Here is a 13,985-nt window from a genome sequence, read left to right as displayed (position 1 = left end):
AAGTTCATGCCTTGCCACTGGTGGCGCTCCAATACGCGGAACTTGCCCCCAGCCACCATTGGCGGGGCGATGACCGCACACCCGGCACTGTCGCCGCCATTGGCTTCTGACGGGTCATAACCAATCCACACCGGGCGATAACCAAAGGGCCGCACCGCATACGGGTTGACGTCTTCCCACTCTTCCAGCGTATCCACCATGCAGCTCTGCAACTCGACGAACGGAAACACCGAGGCGCTATCGTCCACGAACTCGCACATCAACAGGTTCTGATACTCGGACGGGCTGTATTCGAGCGTGAGTTGATTGAGGTCGAACAGGTTACACCCGCCGGTCAGTGCATCTTCGACTGTGACTATCTGCCGCCACTGCCCATCCTCACACAGCACACCTTTCGATAGGTGGCTGTGGCTAAGGTCGAGCTGAATGTGATCGTTCTTGCTACGGCGGCCTTTGTTGAACAGTTCCCCCGACCAGAACGGATAAGCGGAGTGCGCCAGACTGGACGGCGTAGAAAAGTAGGTGGTGCGCCATTTCTTGTGCAGTGACATACCGCTGGCGACCTTGCGCAGTTCCTGGAACTTGGGGATCCAAAAGTATTCATCCAGGTACAGGTTACCGGTGTAACTCTGCGCGGTACGCACGTTGGTGCCGAGGAACATCAGCCGTGCGCCGTTCGGTAACACCATCGGATCGCCTTTCAGGTCAACCTCGACCAGGCGCGCAAAATCAATGATGTAATTGCGGAAGACATGCGCCTGGGCCTTACTGGCAGAGAGAAAGATTTGATTGCGCCCGGTGGTCAGCGCATCCAACAGCGCCTCACGGGCAAAGAAGAAGGTCGCCCCGATTTGGCGTGACTTGAGGATGTTACGGATACGGTGTTGCAGCCCGGCGCGATACCATCCCATTTGATAATCGAAGGTGGTCTCCATAAAGATGCTGCTGAGTTTCTCAATGGCCGACTCGCTGAACAGGTTACGTTCTACGGGTTTGCGTTCCCCCTTGTTACGGTTGGCGACGTTAGGGTTTAAATCTGCCTCATTGCCGCTTTGGGCGTAACGGTTTACTCGTGCCAGCCGTTCAATCTGGCGGCCCAACAGGTCAATCTCTTTAAAGTCGATCCCCTCCTTGTGGGTCTTCATGATGAGCTGTATCAACCGCGCTTCCATGCTTTGCTCAACGCGGGAAATGGGCGCGATAGCATCCCACTTGTCGCGCAGCTTCCAGCTCTGCACGGTGGGTGCCTTGGCGTGTAGCGTTTCGGCAATCTGGCGCACGGAGAAGCCCTGCCAGTAAAGCAAGGCCGCTTGGCGGCGTGGATCGCTGATGATAGTTGTCGTCGGTGTTGTATTCATGCCGCCAAGGCTACGTAAGCCCGCCGCAACCCGCCTTAAGTCACTGTTGTGTCTGCGATCTTCCAACTGCAACGCGTTGAGCCTACTCGCTGTTATCCGCACACTGGCCCCGAACTTAACAATCGGAGAGCTGTTCACATGGCAAAGAAAGTTTCAAAGTGGTTTCGCATCGGCATGGAGGGTGACACCTGCGACGGTCGCGAAATTGACGCCAACGATATTCAGCAGATGGGCAGCAGCTATAACCCGAAGGTGTACGGAGCCCGCATCAACCTGGAGCACATCAAGGGGATTTTGCCGGACAGTGATTTCCGCCGTTATGGCGACGTGATCGAGCTGAAGGCCGAACAGATTGACGATCCGGACGAATCGCGTTTGCACGGCAAATGGGCGCTATATGCCAAGTTGTCACCGACCGCCGAACTGGTGGCGATGATTGGCAAGAGCCAGAAGGTTTACACCTCAATGGAAATCGGCCGCAACTTTGCCAAGACCGGCAGCAGCTACCTGATCGGGCTGGCGGTGACCGACGACCCGGCCAGCCTGGGCACTGAAATGCTGGCCTTCAGCCGCACCGCCCAACATAACCCACTGGCCGCCCGCAAGGCTGATCCGGCCAATGTTTTCACTGCCGCCATTGAAGCGCTGATTGAGTTTGAAGAGGTCGCCGATCCGGAGCAGACCTTTGCCGCCCGTGTGAAGGCCATGTTTAGCCGCAAGCAGGTGACTGATGATGCGCGCTTTAGCGAAATAGAAGGTGCGGTGATGACTGTCGCCGAGCAGGTACAGGGCACCGAGCAGCGCTTTAGCCAGCTTGAAACCACGTTGACCCAACAGGTTGCCGATCTCAAGCAACAAGTGAACACCGGCGCAACGGCATTTACCGCCCTCAAACAGCAGCTTTCTACTACCGAGAGTTTCAGTCAGCGCCCGGCGGCAACGGGTGGCAGTGGTCAAAACGACGTGCTGACAGACTGCTAAACCGCACCGAACAAGATAACCAACAGGATAAAACCATGCGTCAGAAAACCCGCTTTCAATTTAACAAGTTTCTAAGCCGTATCGCCGAGCTGAACGGCGTCGATACCGGTGACCTGAACAAGAAATTCAGCGTTGAACCGTCCGTTACGCAAACCATCATGACCCGTGTACAAGAGTCCTCGGCGTTCCTGAGCAGCATTAACATTGTGCCGGTCGCTGAGATGAAGGCAGAAAAGGTGGGCCTGGGCGTTAATGGCACCATTGCCAGCACCACCGATACCAGCGGCGGTGACGAACGTGAAACCGCCGATTTTGCCTCCCTGGATAAAGACGGCTATTTCTGCCAACAGGTGAACTACGATTTCCACATCCGCTATAACACGCTCGACCTGTGGGCGCGTTACCAGGATTTCCAAACCCGTCTACGTGATGCCATCGTCAAGCGCCAGGCACTGGATCGTATCACCATCGGTTTTAACGGCACTCATCGCGCCAAGACCTCCAATCGCCTTAAAAATCCGATGTTGCAGGATATCGCCGTCGGCTGGCTGCAAAAATACCGTGATGAAGCCGCGACCCGCGTGATGAGCAGGGTGGTTGATAAAGCGGGCAATATCATTTCTGAAAAGGTCCGCGTCGGTGCCGGTGGCGATTATGCCAACCTCGATGCGCTGGTGATGGATGTCCATTCGGAGCTGCTTGCCGAATGGTATCAGGAAGACCCGGAACTGGTGGTGATCTGCGGTCGCAAACTGCTGGCGGATAAATACTTCCCGTTGGTCAATCAGGTACAGCCCAATAGCGAGGCCATGGCGGCTGACATGATCATCAGTCAGAAACGCATCGGCAACCTGCCAGCGGTGCGTGTGCCGTACTTCCCGGCCAATGCCCTGATGATCACCCGTCTGGATAACCTGTCTATCTACTGGCAGGAAGGTACCCACCGCCGCCATATCGAAGAAGTGCCGAAGCGTGACCGCATCGAGAACTACGAATCCATCAACGAGGATTATGTGGTGGAGGATTACGCCTGCGGCTGCGTGGTGGAAAACATTGAGTTGGGTGACTTCACACCAAAAGCGCCCACCCCGCCGGAAGACACCCCAGAAAAAAGCGGAGAGTAAGCCATGATCAGTCCAGCGCGCCGCCACCTTATCCGTCAGTCTGCTGCTGAAGCCGCACAACAGAGCAGCGATCCGCTACGCCATGCTAACGGTTATGAGCTGATGTTGATCAAGCTCTACGAGGATAAGCGCAGGCTCAAGCAGGTGCGCTCCCAGGAACGCAAAGCCGACCTTAAGCGCCAGTTGCTGCCGGAGTATGCCCCGTGGGTGGCCGGTGTATTGGCGGAAGGGCGTGGCGCGCAGGACGTCATTCTGATGACGGTGATGATCTGGCGTCTGGATGCGGGGGACATCCCCGGCGCGCTGGCGATTGCCCGTTATGCGTTGCGCTACAAACTGGTGCCGCCCAATGGCTTCAACCGCTCCACGCCGTACCTGATTGCCGAAGACGTCGCCGAGTCAGCCACCCGCGCCCATGAGGCCGGGCAGGCGGTCAACATCGATCACCTGATGCAAACCATGGAGCTCACCGACGCCGAAGACATGCCCGACCAGGTACGCGCCAAGCTGCACAAAATCACTGGCTATGTACTGCGCGAAGCGGGCCGGGCTGAACTGGCGTTAAACCACCTTAAACGGGCGTTGCAGTTGCATAACGGTTGCGGCGTCAAAAAGGACATTGAACGGCTGGAGCGTGCCATTCGCAACGCCGCCAGCCGCTGACAGAACGCGCCCCGCGCCGGGCGGCACGAGAGCGGCGATCGGGTTATCCGTATCAAAGCCCTCGTCCACCGCCCCCTATTTTCGAGGTCATATGAGTACCGTCGTTATCCAAAAGCCCCGCCCGGATGCGCCCGCAATGCGTCCCCCGGCGGAGGATGAACCGATCGTGAAAAACAGCTTTTTCTGGCCGGACGTCGACCCGCTGGAGGTACGTGATGTGATGCGCATTGAAGGCACCATTACCGCACCGCGTCTGCGCCGGGCAATTAAATCCGCCATCGCCGAAGTGAATGCCGAACTGTTTATTTTCCGCCGTGACCAGATGGCGGATGGCTATCACCGGCTGGCGGATGTGCCCGCAGAATTGCTCGACGGTGAAAGCGTGCGGGTGAGTGAGTACCAGAACGCGGTCAGCGCCATGACCACCGCGTTGCTGTCGGAGCAATACCGCAGCCTGGATACTACCGCCACCGGTAGCCGTAAAGCGGAGGTGATCGAGTCTTCCATTGATGAACTGTGGCGCACCGCCCGCAACGCCATCAGCAACGTGGCCGAGCGCAGTCACTGCATCATCGGGTTGCTGTGATGCAGGTTATCGCGCAAGAAGGTGACACGGTCGATGCCCTGTGTTGGCGTTACTTTGGCCGTACCCAGGGCGTGGTCGAGCAGGTGTATTCACTCAATGCCGGATTGGCCGATGCCGGGGCCATCCTGCCCCACGGCCAGCCGGTGACGCTGCCGGATGTGACTGTCTCGCCGCAGCGTGAAACCGTTAATTTATGGGACTGAACCTATGGAGCGTATTACCTCGTTTTTCGCTTATGTCATGGCGGTGTTTCTCGCCTGGGTGGGCAAGTATTCCCCGCAGGACATTGCCTTTATGGTTGGGGCGGCGGTAGGTGTTGGCACCTTCCTGGTCAACTGGTACTACCGCCGCAAAACCTACCGGTTGCTAAACCGGCTCGGACTTTCTCGGAGGGTAGCGGATGAGCTCAATCGTTAAACGTTGCACCGCCGCTGCCGTGCTGGCCCTGGCGATGTTGTTACCGCAATTCAGTACCCTGCAAACCTCACATGCTGGGCTGCGCTTGATTGCTGATTTTGAAGGCTGCCAGCTTTCCCCCTACCAGTGCAGTGCCGGGGTGTGGACATCCGGCATCGGCCACACTGCAGGCGTGGTGCCGGGTAAGGTTATCAGCGAACGGCAAGCCGCCGTCAACCTGGTGGCGGATGTTTCCCGCACCGAACGGGCCATCGGGCGCTGTATGCCGGTGAACATACCGCCACCGGTGTATGACGCGGTGGTGGCCTTTGCCTTTAACGTGGGTACCACGGCGGCCTGTGGCTCGACCCTGGCCGGGTTTATCCGTCGGCAGGATTGGCACAGTGCCTGCCAGCAGTTGCCGCGCTGGGTATACGTCAACGGGGTGAAGTCGAAAGGGTTGGAGCGCCGCCGGGCAGCGGAACAGACGTTGTGTTTACAGGGGGCGCAATGAGCAACCGCACGGCGTTGTTATCGGCGTTAACGCTGCTGGTCATCGTCGGCTGGCTGAAATGGCAGTTGGTTTCCCTGGGTAAATCCCTGGCGGACGCGCAACAGCAAAACAGCACCTTAACCGCTGCCGTCAATAGCCGCGATAAGGTGATCACTGCGTTGCAGCGTGAAGTTGGTCAGCAGGCTAAGGCTGAAAAGCAATTGAGAAACACATTGGCCGGGGCGCAACGTCTGGCCCTACGGCGTGAACAACAGTTACAGAGGGCAATCAATGAAAACCAGGCACTACGTGAGTGGTTTAGTCGGGCTTTGCCTGTTGATGTTATCCGGCTGCACCAGCGGCCCGCCTTCACCGGCACCGGCGATTATCTACGTTGGCTGTCCGATGGTCAGCCCGTGTCAGATCCCGGCCAGCCAGCCGAGCACTAACGGGGACTTAAGCGTGGATATCCGCCAGCTTGAACACGCCCTGGCGGCCTGCGCTGTCCAGGTCGATATGATTAAACAGTGTCAGGAACGCCACCATGATAAAGCCCCAACAACTGCGCGCCGCGCTGACTGATTTCTTGCCCTGGCTGCAACGCAACCCGGAGAATCTGCGTCTGTTTACCGACAGTGGTCGCATTGCCTCCACGCTCGCCAGCTCGCTGTCGTTTGAGTATCAGTTTCGGCTAAACCTGCTGATCACCGACTACAGCGGGGATATGGATCTTATCATCGTGCCGATCCTGGCGTGGTTACGTGAGAACCAGCCGGACATTATGGCGACCGATGAGAAACGGCGCACTGGTTATACCTTTGAGGCGGATATAAACAATGATGGCTCGTTTGATATCAGCATCAATCTGCAATTGACTGAACGGGTGATTGTGAAAGAGCAGGGCGGTGCGCTGCATGTGGATCACTTGCCGGAACCTCCGTTGCCGGAAGACGTGATCCGCCCAATACAGCTCTATGTTCACGGTGAGCTAGTGAGTGAATGGCATGAACGATCTTGAACCCTTTGATACCAAGCTGGCCGGACTGATTGGCAATTTGTCGCCACAATCGCGTAAGGCACTGGCTGTTACGCTTGCCAAGCGACTACGTGCCAGTCAGCAGCAGAATATCAAGCGGCAACAGGCACCGGATGGCACGCCGTATGCGCCACGCAAAACCCAGTTACGGAGTAAGCAAGGGAGAATAAAGCGGGCGATGTTTGCCAAGTTGCGCACAGCACGTTATCTGAAAGCCAACGGCAACAATAATGCCGCTGTGGTGGAATTTGTGGGACGGGTGAAGCGCATGGCTGAGGTGCATCATTATGGCTTACGGGATCGGCCTTCTTTGCGTAGTCGCGAAGTGCAGTACGAGGAACGGTTGTTGCTAGGAATTGAATTGAAAGATATTAAGGTTATTGAATCTACTATCATAGAGTATTTGCTGGCATGAGTAAGTATATGCTGGTGAAAAACGCATCAAAAACATCTGTTTTTTCATGCTAAATAATTGTATAAATAGATCTTTATTTCAAAGGATGGATGGGATCTCTATGTTTGATAGTGTATTCAGCATTGGTTCGATGCTTTCATTTGCGATAACGATTTCCGTTGGTGCAATAATAAGCATTAGAGCTCTGAAAATCAATGCAACAATAAACAATAAATCACACACCGTGAATGGTGTTGGTAATACATTTATTAATAATGAATACAATGAGGTGATGAAGGATGCTCAAAATGAGTTTAAATACTTACGAGCATTTATTGCAGTGGTGATAATTTTAGCACTACCCTCTTTTAGTGGGGAGGTTAACTATTTCTTATATTCATTTTCTTTTGTTGCTACTCTTTTTAGTCTCATTGGTGTGGTTTTTATAATGGTTACGAGAGGTGCAATTAAAAGGGTTTGGGATTTATTCTATATTGTGGCAACATTAGTTAATTCAGTCTTTGCATATTATACAGCAAGAAATGTGGTTCGTTTTTTGTCAACGTTTGATGGTTATTATGAGCGTCTTTTAAATGCGCTATTGATTGTGCCAAATGCATTGAAAGATATAAGGAACCTCCCTTATTATATGAGGTATGTAAATGAGCAAATCTCAGGGCTTCTGATAGTAGTGGGGTTTGTTTTGGTATTCACATCTTTAATATATATGACATTTGCATACGTAAAGCAAAGAAGTTTTTCTGGTGCAATTGCATTTTCTGTTAGCAATTCTTTTATCTGCCTCATTGGATATTTGTTGGCATCTAATGTTGTATGGGCATACTTCTCGCAAGACTATGAATACCTATCATATGTTTTTGAGCCAATAAAATTCATTTCAAGCTATTTTTTCAATTTTGGCGGTGTTGTACCTTAACTGTTCCAACCGTTTCGCATTGCCGCCGTCCTTCTTGGGCGGCATCCTTCCCTTCATGAACAATCAAACCGACACCCTACGCCTGCTGCGCAATCTGATCCGCATTGGCACCATCAACGCTGTTGACCTAGAGCACGGTCTTTGCCGAGTAGAAACCGGCGACAACCTCACCGACTGGCTGCATTGGCTCACTTGCCGGGCTGGTCGTTCCCGTTCCTGGTGGGCACCGTCCGAAGGTGAACAGGTGTTGATCCTGGCGATCGGTGGTGAACTGGATACGGCCTTTGTGCTACCAGGTATTTTCTCTGATGACTTTCCGGCTCCGTCAGCCTCGGCGGATGCGCTGCATGTAACGTTCCCGGACGGTGCCGTGCTGGAGTACGAACCGGCCACCGGCGCGCTGACCGTGACCGGCATTAAAACCGCCACGGTAGAGGCGTCCGAGTCCATCACCGCCAACACCAAGGTGGTGATGGTCAAAGCCAGCCAAAAGATCACACTCGATGCCCCCGTGGTGGAATGCACCAATAAGCTGGTGACAGGCACTATCCAGATTAATCAGGGCGGCAATATGACCGGCAATCTCACCCACACCGGCGGCAGTATCACGTCCAACGGCGTAGTGATCCATACCCACACCCACGGCGGCATTCAGCGCGGTGGTGGCAACACGGATAAACCGACATGAGCAACGCAAAATACATAGGGATGGATCGCGCCACCGGACGTGGGCTAACCGATATCGACCATATCCGCCAGTCAGTGGCAGACATTCTTATCACGCCGGTGGGCTCCCGCCCGATGCGCCGGGCATATGGTTCGTTACTGTCTGAACTGCTCGACCAGCCGCAGAATGACGCATTGCGCCTGCATATCATGGCCGCCTGCTACAGCGCGATTTTAGCCTGGGAGCCGCGTGTAAAACTGACCGGTATCACCTTCAACACCGGCTATGACGGCAAGATGGTGGTCGATCTCACCGGCACCCGTACCGATATCCCTGGCGCGCTGTCGCTGTCCATTCCTGTGAGCTAAACCCATGCCAACCATTGACCTGAGCCAACTCCCTGCGCCCGCCCTTGTTGAGGTGCTCGACTATGAAAGCCTGCTAGCCGAACGCAAAGCCACGCTGATTTCGCTCTACCCTGAGGAACAGCGTGAAGCGATTGCCCGTACCCTGGCGTTGGAGTCCGAACCACTGGTGAAGCTCCTACAGGAGAATGCCTACCGGGAAGTGATTTTGCGCCAGCGTGTTAACGATGCCGCCCGTGCCGTGATGGTGGCCTTTGCCACGGGCAGTGACCTCGACCAACTGGGGGCAAACGTCAATACTCCACGGCTGACCATCACGCCTGCTGATAACAACACCTTGCCGCCAACACCGGCGGTGATGGAGTCCGACAGTGATTATCGGGTGCGTATCCCGCAGGCGTTTGAAGGTATGAGCGTGGCCGGGCCGTCCGGTGCCTATGAATATCATGGCCGTTCTGCCGATGGTCGGGTGGCCGACGTGAAGGCAACCAGCCCCAGCCCGGCCTGTGTGACCATTTCGGTGCTGTCACGGGAAGGTAACGGCACCGCAAGCGCCGATCTGTTGGCTGTCGTTACCCGTGCGCTGAATGATGAGGATGTGCGTCCGGTAGGTGATCGCGTGACGGTGCAATCCGCCTCTATCGTCAAATACACCATTGAGGCGGTGCTCTATCTCTATCCGGGCCCGGAGGCCGCTCCGATCCAGGCCGCCGCTGAGGCTAAGTTGAAACAGTACATCAGCGCGCAACACCGATTAGGGCGTGATATCCGCCTGTCGGCTCTCTATGCCGCACTCCATGCCGAAGGCGTGCAACGTGTGGAACTGAAAAAGCCGCTGGCCGATATCGTGCTGAACAATACCCAGGCGTCGTACTGCGAACAGTACTGCATCACCGTCGGGGGATCTGATGAATAACCGTCTATTGCCGGTCGGTTCTTCCGCGCTCGAAGTGGCCGCCGCCCGTGCCTGCGCCGAATTGGCACGCATCCCTGTGCCCGTGCGTGACCTGTGGAACCCGGATACCTGCCCGATCGCCTTGTTGCCGTACTTGGCCTGGGCATTCTCAGTCGATCACTGGGATGAACGCTGGGCTGACACCGTCAAGCGTAACGTGGTGACCTCGGCGTTTTACCTGCACCGTCATAAGGGCACCCTGGGGGCTGTTCGCCGGGTGGTCGAGCCGCTCGGCTATCTCATCAAGGTACTGGAGTGGTGGCAAAACAATGATCCACCCGGCACCTTTCGACTGGATATCGGCGTGTTGGAAACCGGTATCACCGAAGCCATGTACCAGGAGATGGAACGCATGATCGCCGATGCCAAACCGGTCAGCCGCCATCTTATCGGCCTCAATATTGTGCAGGACGTCCAGGGCCAGATCCACACCGGCGTCGGCACGTTCGACGGCGACACCCTTACCGTTTACCCCGGATAACAAGCGAGACACCATGAGCAAATACAAAGCCATTCTGACCACCGCCGGGGCGGCAAAAATTGCGGCCGCCAGTGCGGGCGGCAAACCGTTGAAGATTGACCGAATGGCCGTCGGAGACGGTAACGGCAAATTACCCACGCCCAACCCGGCACAGACCAAACTGGTTAACGAGCGTCACCGGGCTGCCCTCAATTCACTGACGGTTGATAAGGCTGCGCTTGATCGGCTTATTGCCGAGTTAGTCATTCCTGCCAATGTTGGCGGTTTCTGGCTGCGTGAAATGGGCCTGTATGATGCAGACGGCACGCTAATTGCGGTCAGCAATATGGCCGAGTCCTACAAGCCGAAACTGGAAGAGGGCAGCGGGCGCACGCAAACCCTGCGCATGGTGGTGATCGTCAGCCACACCGAGGCTATCACGCTGATTGTCAGTGGTGACATGGTGATGGCGACCCGTGATTTTGTGGCGGCGGCCATTGATGACCATGCCAAATCCCGCAACCACCCGGACGCCACCTCGGCGGCTAAGGGGTTTGTGCAACTGAGCAGCGTAACCAATAGCACCAGTGAAGCCCTGGCGGCCACGCCCAAAGCGGTTAAGGCTGTGAATGATGCAGCGGTGAAGTTGGCGCAGAACCTGGCTGACCTACCGGATAAAGCCAAGGCCCGCGTGAGCCTGGGGCTGAAGGCGGCGGCAATGCGAGATGTGGGCGGTTCAACCGGCCAACTGATGGAGGTCGGTGCTTTCGGCTTAGGGGCCACCTGTGCGGTGGTGTCCGATCCTAATGAGATAGGCCGCAGTGGTTTTTTCGGACTGACTACCGGGAAACACAAGAACAGCCCTAACCTCAATGCTTCCTGGGAAGTGCTGTCGATTTGCTATGACGGCGGCAGCCGAAAGCAGATTTTCATGCAAGCGGGAGCGTCTACAACTAAAACTCATATTCGCTATCGCAGTTCACCCGGTGGCGTCTGGGGGCCTTTCCAGTCTTATTACAGCACCGAGAACAAACCCACGGCGGCAGAGGTTGGTGCGCTGACAGATGCGCAAGCGTTGCAGAAGTATGCGCTTCGCTCCATCAAGGTGAACGGCAAGCCTATTTCCGCCGATGTTAACCTGCAGGCCGGGGACGTGAACGCCTGGAACAAGACCGAAGCGGATGCCCGTTATCTGATGCTGTCAGGCGGGACGGTCAAAAACCTGACGGTCAAAACCGGCTCTACTGGCACGGAGAATACGTCTCTGCTGATTGATGGCGTTGAACACACGCCACTGGTGTTAAAGCGCAGCAGTGCCACCGCCAATCTGTCGATCGGTTTTCAGCTCGGCGGTAGTGCGCCGCTGTATCGGCTCGGCATTAATGACAAAAATAATCTGTCCTGGGGCACTGATGCCAACCAGGCCAGCAATGCCACGATTTACCATACCAAAAACAAGCCCACGGCGGCGGATGTAGGCGCGCTGACGGACGCACAAGCGGTGCAGAAGTATGCATTGCGTTCTATCAAGGTGAACGGCAAACCCCTTTCAGCCGATGTTAACCTGCAAGCCGGGGATGTGAACGCCTGGAACAAGACCGAAGCGGATAACCGCTACCTGCTGAAGACCGGCGGGATCGTCACGGGGAAAACCCGTTTTGCTGCCGGGCTTAACTTCGGTAATGAAAACACCTCGGTTGAAGGCGGCAGCGATGCGGCTGGATACACCTCCAATAACCTGATGCTGAAAAGTTGGTACGGCATTGGTTTCTTCAATACCTGCACCACGTCGGGTTTGAAAGGCGTGACAGGTTATATCAACACTCGCAGCGGTGACCTGCAGATGAAAGGCCGGGTGATGGCCGATACCCAGTTCATTGAGGCCGGTAAACGCGTCTATTCCCCCAACAACAAACCGACAGCGGCTGACGTGGGGGCGCTGACCGACGCGCAAGCAACGCAGAAATATGCGTTGCGCTCTATCAAGGTGAATGGCAAGCCGCTTTCTGGTGATGTGAACCTGGTGGCCGGTGATATCAACGCCTATACCAAAACAGAATCGGATGGCCGTTACATTAAGCAGAGCGGTGACAACATCAATTGGCTGACGGTGAAGGGGGCCGGGACATTCCAGGGGCTCGACTACATCAACAAATCGGGTATTAACACCTATTCCAATGCGGAGGGGAGTCATCGCCAGGTAAATGCCCTGCGATTAAAAGGCGAGGGCAATCTGGTGGCCGAGCTCTATCACCATGAACTGGTTGGCAAATACCATAACCTGGGTATTCATGTCGGTAATGGTAATGAGCACGGTTGGTATGAGTTGCGTGGCAATGGGGAGCTAAAGGTCAATGGTACGTGGCCTACCTTGCATCTGGGCAAAACCATTCATCACCCGGATGGTAATATTTCAGGTGAGCTTTGGGGAGGCTATTTACGTGATTATATTAACAACGCCGCCAATGGCCGGGTTGACTGGAATGCGTTTAACAACCGTTCGCACGTCGCGGGCACGCGTCAGGCGTGGTGGTACAAAGATGAACTGACAGGTTTTATTTTCCAAGGCGGCGTTGTTAACCGAGGCGAAGGCTATCTGACCTGGGTGGGTTTTCCGCGTGGCTACACACAGGACTGTTTCGGCGTCCAGCTCACACTGGCTGGACATTGGGGGGATTCAAATATGAATGTTGAGGCACAAAGCCTATCGGCAGGCGGGTTTAATGCGGCGATGGGGGATAATGAACGCGTGGTCTTCTGGTGGGCAGTGGGGGTATAAAATGAGTTACGGATACAGTGCAACCACCAATATTCTCTATGTGTTGGAAGATAAACCAGCCTATGACGCCAACGGCAATTGGCCGGAAGATGTAAAACCCATTACTGATGCAGAGTGGACGAGGTATTGCGCACAAGGGCCAGAAGGGAAAATGCGGGGTGCTGATAGCCAGGGTTTACCCTGCTGGGTCGATATCCCGCCACCGTCAAAAGCGCAGGCGGTGGAGGCCGCCAAGATAGATAAATCGCAACGGCTGGCACTGGCGACAAAGAAGATCTCCCCGTTGCAGGATGCGCAAGAGCTGGGGATAGCGTCAACTGATGAGCAGGCGCAGTTACTGGCCTGGAAGCGTTACCGGGTGCTGATTAATCGGGTAAATGTTGAAGCCGCGCCGGATATTGAGTGGCCGCCGGTGCCGGAGGCTTAAAAAAATGGCCCGCTGCAAGGCGGGCCGTGTTCTATCCAAGCTTTCCCTGGTGCCGCCGGAGAGAGATTTAACACTATCCCACTCGGTTAAAGCCCGTCCAATCGATTCGGTAGATCAATGTGTCGATATTGATCGGCTAAATCGATCATCTGTTGAATTGTTGTACAGGTGATAGCACATCCCCTATTGAGTGAACACATTGGGCATGAAGCTCATAATGGTTGCAAGACGTCGAGCACGTCGAGTTACCGGTTACATACTCATAATTAAAAGGAATAAAAAATGAATTTCATCAAATATGTGCTTTGCGCTCCAAACGATGATAATGACACAATGACAGTCACTGGCAGTGGTGGTTTTGGTG

General features: G+C 55.1%; 19 protein-coding genes. 18 read left to right on the top strand and 1 reads right to left on the bottom strand.

All coding sequences use genetic code 11. From position 1 onward, the window contains the following. A partial coding sequence (locus tag JHD74_RS24100; protein ID WP_199063685.1) for a terminase large subunit domain-containing protein occupies positions 1 to 1,358 on the bottom strand: 1,358 nt, incomplete at its 3' end. Positions 1,359 to 1,496: 138 nt separating this feature from the next. On the opposite strand from JHD74_RS24100, the gene JHD74_RS24095 reads away from it, so the two are divergent. The 18 genes from JHD74_RS24095 (at position 1,497) to JHD74_RS24015 (ending at position 13,621) form a co-directional block, all read left to right on the top strand. Continuing rightward, positions 1,497 to 2,339 carry a GPO family capsid scaffolding protein gene (locus JHD74_RS24095; RefSeq protein WP_199063683.1) on the top strand — a complete coding sequence of 281 codons (843 nt, stop codon included), beginning with the start codon at positions 1,497 to 1,499 and terminating at the stop codon, positions 2,337 to 2,339. A gap of 35 nt (positions 2,340 to 2,374) precedes the next feature. Next, the gene (locus JHD74_RS24090) at positions 2,375 to 3,463 is read left to right on the top strand and encodes a phage major capsid protein, P2 family (protein ID WP_199063682.1); all 1,089 of its coding nucleotides are present in this window, start codon (positions 2,375 to 2,377) and stop codon (positions 3,461 to 3,463) included. Positions 3,464 to 3,466: 3 nt separating this feature from the next. Continuing rightward, complete coding sequence (locus JHD74_RS24085; RefSeq protein WP_199063681.1) at positions 3,467 to 4,126, top strand: terminase endonuclease subunit; 660 nt, start codon at positions 3,467 to 3,469, stop codon at positions 4,124 to 4,126. Positions 4,127 to 4,217: 91 nt separating this feature from the next. Further along, entirely contained in the window at positions 4,218 to 4,712 is a 495-nt protein-coding gene (locus JHD74_RS24080) for a head completion/stabilization protein (RefSeq protein WP_199063680.1), read from the top strand. Beyond that, on the top strand, positions 4,712 to 4,915 hold the full coding sequence (locus tag JHD74_RS24075) for a tail protein X (protein ID WP_199063679.1): 204 nt from the start codon (positions 4,712 to 4,714) through the stop codon (positions 4,913 to 4,915). Before JHD74_RS24080 ends, JHD74_RS24075 begins: the two co-directional genes overlap by 1 nt. A 4-nt stretch (positions 4,916 to 4,919) precedes the next feature. After that, positions 4,920 to 5,129 (top strand): holin, encoded by a 210-nt coding sequence (locus tag JHD74_RS24070; RefSeq protein WP_199063678.1) that lies wholly within the window; start codon positions 4,920 to 4,922, stop codon positions 5,127 to 5,129. After that, positions 5,113 to 5,622 carry a lysozyme gene (locus JHD74_RS24065; protein ID WP_199063677.1) on the top strand — a complete coding sequence of 170 codons (510 nt, stop codon included), beginning with the start codon at positions 5,113 to 5,115 and terminating at the stop codon, positions 5,620 to 5,622. The genes JHD74_RS24070 and JHD74_RS24065 overlap by 17 nt, the downstream gene beginning before the upstream one ends. Beyond that, positions 5,619 to 6,050, top strand: coding sequence for an Rz-like lysis system protein LysB (lysB, locus tag JHD74_RS24060; protein ID WP_199063676.1), 432 nt, complete (start codon positions 5,619 to 5,621; stop codon positions 6,048 to 6,050). The genes JHD74_RS24065 and lysB overlap by 4 nt, the downstream gene beginning before the upstream one ends. Then, on the top strand, positions 5,941 to 6,183 hold the full coding sequence (gene lysC / locus JHD74_RS26715; RefSeq protein WP_233169660.1) for an Rz1-like lysis system protein LysC: 243 nt from the start codon (positions 5,941 to 5,943) through the stop codon (positions 6,181 to 6,183). Before lysB ends, lysC begins: the two co-directional genes overlap by 110 nt. Then, entirely contained in the window at positions 6,146 to 6,619 is a 474-nt protein-coding gene (locus JHD74_RS24055) for a phage tail protein (RefSeq protein ID WP_199063675.1), read from the top strand. The genes lysC and JHD74_RS24055 overlap by 38 nt, the downstream gene beginning before the upstream one ends. Further along, a complete protein-coding gene (locus JHD74_RS24050; protein WP_199063674.1) occupies positions 6,606 to 7,052 on the top strand; it encodes a phage virion morphogenesis protein in 447 nt (148 codons plus the stop codon). The genes JHD74_RS24055 and JHD74_RS24050 overlap by 14 nt, the downstream gene beginning before the upstream one ends. Before the next feature lie 100 nt (positions 7,053 to 7,152). Continuing rightward, positions 7,153 to 7,968 carry a hypothetical protein gene (locus tag JHD74_RS24045; RefSeq protein WP_199063673.1) on the top strand — a complete coding sequence of 272 codons (816 nt, stop codon included), beginning with the start codon at positions 7,153 to 7,155 and terminating at the stop codon, positions 7,966 to 7,968. 55 nt (positions 7,969 to 8,023) lie between these two features. Then, positions 8,024 to 8,656, top strand: coding sequence for a phage baseplate assembly protein V (locus tag JHD74_RS24040; RefSeq protein ID WP_199063672.1), 633 nt, complete (start codon positions 8,024 to 8,026; stop codon positions 8,654 to 8,656). Then, a complete protein-coding gene (locus JHD74_RS24035) occupies positions 8,653 to 9,003 on the top strand; it encodes a GPW/gp25 family protein (RefSeq protein WP_199063671.1) in 351 nt (116 codons plus the stop codon). Before JHD74_RS24040 ends, JHD74_RS24035 begins: the two co-directional genes overlap by 4 nt. Before the next feature lie 4 nt (positions 9,004 to 9,007). Then, positions 9,008 to 9,916, top strand: coding sequence for a baseplate assembly protein (locus tag JHD74_RS24030; RefSeq protein WP_199063670.1), 909 nt, complete (start codon positions 9,008 to 9,010; stop codon positions 9,914 to 9,916). Next, positions 9,906 to 10,436 carry a phage tail protein I gene (locus JHD74_RS24025; RefSeq protein WP_199063684.1) on the top strand — a complete coding sequence of 177 codons (531 nt, stop codon included), beginning with the start codon at positions 9,906 to 9,908 and terminating at the stop codon, positions 10,434 to 10,436. Before JHD74_RS24030 ends, JHD74_RS24025 begins: the two co-directional genes overlap by 11 nt. Positions 10,437 to 10,449: 13 nt before the next feature. After that, positions 10,450 to 13,194 carry a phage tail protein gene (locus JHD74_RS24020; RefSeq protein ID WP_199063669.1) on the top strand — a complete coding sequence of 915 codons (2,745 nt, stop codon included), beginning with the start codon at positions 10,450 to 10,452 and terminating at the stop codon, positions 13,192 to 13,194. Position 13,195: 1 nt separating this feature from the next. Beyond that, positions 13,196 to 13,621 carry a tail fiber assembly protein gene (locus tag JHD74_RS24015; protein WP_199063668.1) on the top strand — a complete coding sequence of 142 codons (426 nt, stop codon included), beginning with the start codon at positions 13,196 to 13,198 and terminating at the stop codon, positions 13,619 to 13,621. Positions 13,622 to 13,985: the final 364 nt, after the last annotated feature.

It is taken from the genome of Serratia sp. ASV30 (assembly GCF_016428815.1).
Classification (GTDB): Bacteria; Pseudomonadota; Gammaproteobacteria; order Enterobacterales; family Enterobacteriaceae; genus Chania; species Chania fonticola_C.
This window is presented reverse-complemented; position numbering and strand designations above follow the sequence as displayed.